Annotated in this window: 3 protein-coding genes and 1 pseudogene; 2 read left to right on the plus strand and 2 right to left on the minus strand. The window is 73.9% G+C overall.

Annotation, left to right across the window (positions count from 1 at the left end; all coding sequences use genetic code 11):
- Both ABD317_RS35470 and ABD317_RS35475 read right to left on the minus strand, forming a co-directional pair.
- Window positions 1-286 (minus strand): annotated as a pseudogene (locus ABD317_RS35470) (hypothetical protein); the annotation flags it as partial.
- Window positions 273-1,091 carry an alpha/beta hydrolase gene (locus ABD317_RS35475; protein WP_344295880.1) on the minus strand — a complete coding sequence of 273 codons (819 nt, stop codon included), beginning with the start codon at window positions 1,089-1,091 and terminating at the stop codon, window positions 273-275. The pseudogene ABD317_RS35470 and the gene ABD317_RS35475, both read right to left, overlap by 14 nt.
- Before the next feature lie 202 nt (window positions 1,092-1,293).
- Here ABD317_RS35475 and ABD317_RS35480 point away from each other — a divergent pair, with 202 nt between their 5' ends.
- Entirely contained in the window at window positions 1,294-2,064 is a 771-nt protein-coding gene (locus ABD317_RS35480) for a lysophospholipid acyltransferase family protein (RefSeq protein WP_344295881.1), read from the plus strand.
- 34 nt (window positions 2,065-2,098) lie between these two features.
- Window positions 2,099-2,850 (plus strand): DUF5931 domain-containing protein (locus ABD317_RS35485; protein WP_344295884.1); only part of this gene is annotated, 752 nt, incomplete at its 3' end.

Below are 2,850 nucleotides of genomic sequence, written 5' to 3' on the forward strand. Positions count from 1 at the left end.
CCCCGCCGTCCGCGCCGTCCGCGCCGTTGCCGCCGGTGCCGCCGTCACCCCCGGGCGCCGGGCCGCCGGCGCCGTCGGGGTCCGGCGCGCCGTCCCCCGTGCGGGCCGCCCGCTCGTGCGGGGGCTCCACGGAGTCCTCCTCGAACGCCGCGACGATCTCCGCCCACGCGGCCTCCTCGTCCAGCGGGGCGCCGTCCGGCCCGGCCGGTTCCGTACCCGCCGGTTCCGCGCCCCCCGCCCCGTCGCCCTGCTGCGGGTCCTCCCGGTCCGGGTTACGCTCCGCCACGTGCCCGGGCCCCCTTCCGCTGCTCGGTGTCGTCGTCGGTGTCGTCGGTACTGCCGGCCGGCGGGGTGAGCCGGTCGATGAAGTCGTCGGTCTCCGCGAAGATCCGTTCCGCCCCGTGGTCGAGCGTGGCGACGTGGTAGCTGTCCTCCAGCACGGTCTCGGTGACGTCCCGCGACGAGACCCGGCCGAGGATGCGGGCCGAGTCCACCGGCCGGACGACGTGGTCGACCCGGCTGTGCAGCACCAGCAGCGGCTGCGTCACCTGGGGCAGCTCGTCGTCGACGCGGGCGAGGAGCTGCCGCAGCGAGTGCGCGGCGTGCAGCGGCACCCGGTCGTAGCCCGTCTCCGTCACGCCCTCCTTGGCGATGTCGCCGACGACCCCGGGGGAGGTGCGCACCAGGAAGCGGGCCGCGGGCAGCGCCTTCGGCAGCAGCCCGGGCAGCTTGTTCAGCGGGTTGACGGCGACCACGCCGGCGACCGCGTCCCCGTGCCGGGCGGCCAGCCGCAGCACCAGGGTGCCGCCCATGGACAGCCCGCAGAGAAAGACCCGCTCGCACTGGTCGGACAGCTCCCGCAACTCCCGCTCCACCGTCGCGTACCAGTCCGGCCAGCGGGTCACCTGGAGGTCCTGCCAGCGCGTGCCGTGCCCGGGCAGCAGCGGCATGGAGACCGTCAGGCCGCGGGCGGCGAGGTGCTCGGCCCAGGGCCGTACGGACTGGGGCGAGCCGGTGAAGCCGTGGCAGACCAGGACCCCGGTCCCGCCCCCCGGCTGGCGGAACGGCTCGGCTCCGGGAAGGACCGGCATGGCGGGACTCCGATCGTGTCAGGCGGGCGGCGGATACGTGCCTGGCGCTGCCCCTGAGCGTACTGCGCCGTACGGACGGACGGCCCCCCCGCGGACGCCTTCCCCGGCACCCCGCGCCCCCGCCGGCCGGCCCGCCGCCCCCGGATACCGCTCTCCGACCTGGAGCGCTATGGTCACACGAGCGGATCGCAGGAGGCCCCGGTTGTTCTACAGCGCGATGAAGATGTCTCTCGGCAACAGCCTGAGGCTCGTCTTCCGCCCCTGGGTGGAAGGCATGGAGAACGTGCCCGAGACCGGTGCCGCGATCCTCGCGAGCAACCATCTGTCGTTCTCCGACTCGTTCTTCCTCCCTTCCATGCTGCACCGGAAGGTCACCTTCATCGCGAAGGCGGAGTACTTCACCACCCCGGGCGTCAAGGGCCGGCTGACCGCGGCGTTCTTCAAGGGGGTCGGGCAGCTGCCCGTCGACCGCTCCGGCAGCCGCGGCGCCGGCGAGGCGGCGATCAAGAGCGGTCTGGAGGTGCTGGAGGCCGGCGAGCTGTTCGGCATCTACCCCGAGGGCACGCGCTCGCCCGACGGCCGCCTCTACCGCGGCAAACCGGGCGGCCTCGGGCGGCTGGCGCTGCTGAGCGGGGCGCCGGTGCTGCCGGTGGCGATGATCGACACGGAGAAGATCCAGCCGCCGGGGCAGGTGGTGCCGAAGGTCATGCGGCCCGGCATCCGGATCGGCAGGCCCCTGGACTTCACGCGCTACCAGGGCATGGAGCACGACCGGTTCATCCTGCGTTCGGTGACCGACGAGGTCATGTACGAGATCATGAAGCTCTCCGGCCAGGAGTACGTGGACGAGTACGCGACGGCGGCCAAGCGGCGGATGGCGGACGAGGCCAAGCGCCGCAAGGCGGAGGAGAAGGCCGACAAGGCTGATAAAGCTGACAAGGGCGGCAAGGCCGACGGGGCGGACGCCGCCTAGCGGGCCGTACGCACGCGGGAGGGAGGGCGCGGTGATGGCCGGGCAGAACAAGCGGCGGATGTCGGTGGAGCAGCCCCTGTGGCAGGCGCTGACGTACTTCCGGGTGCTGACCCTCGCGTACGCGGTGGCGCAGTTCGCCCCCCGCCACGACGACGTCGCCCGCCCGGCGCTGGGCTGGGCGTACTTCGCCGTCCTCGCCCTGTGGACGCTGGTCACCTTCCGCCGGGTCTCGTCGGCCGAGCGCTGCACGTACCCGTTCCTGGCGACGGACATCGGGCTCACGCTGACCGGCATCCTGCTGACGATCCCGGTGGAGACCCCGGCGCGGATCGACGACGGCGCGAGCACGCTGCCGTCGATCTGGGCGGCCGGGTCGGTGCTGGGCTTCGCGGTCAAGGGCGGCTGGCGCTGGGGCGCGGCGTCGTCGGCGGCGGTCGGGCTGTCGAACATCGTCCAGCGCGGCGAGGTGGTGCAGGACAACTTCCACAACATCGTGCTGCTGATGGTCGCCTCGACGGCCATCGGCTACATCGTCGAGGTGGCGCGGACCAGTGAGCGGACGCTGGCCCGCGCGCTGCAGATCGAGGCGGCGACGCGGGAGCGGGAGCGGCTGGCCCGCGACATCCACGACAGCGTGCTGCAGGTCCTGGCGCTGGTCCAGCGCCGCGGTGCGGCGATCGGCGGCGAGGCAGAGGAACTGGGCCGGCTCGCGGGCGAGCAGGAGGCGGCGCTGCGGGCGCTGGTGACGAGCGCGACGCTGCCGGCGCAGCGGACGGCCGAGCCGGG

The sequence above is a fragment of the Streptomyces synnematoformans genome, from assembly GCF_039531005.1.
In the GTDB taxonomy this organism is placed as follows: domain Bacteria; phylum Actinomycetota; class Actinomycetes; order Streptomycetales; family Streptomycetaceae; genus Streptomyces; species Streptomyces synnematoformans.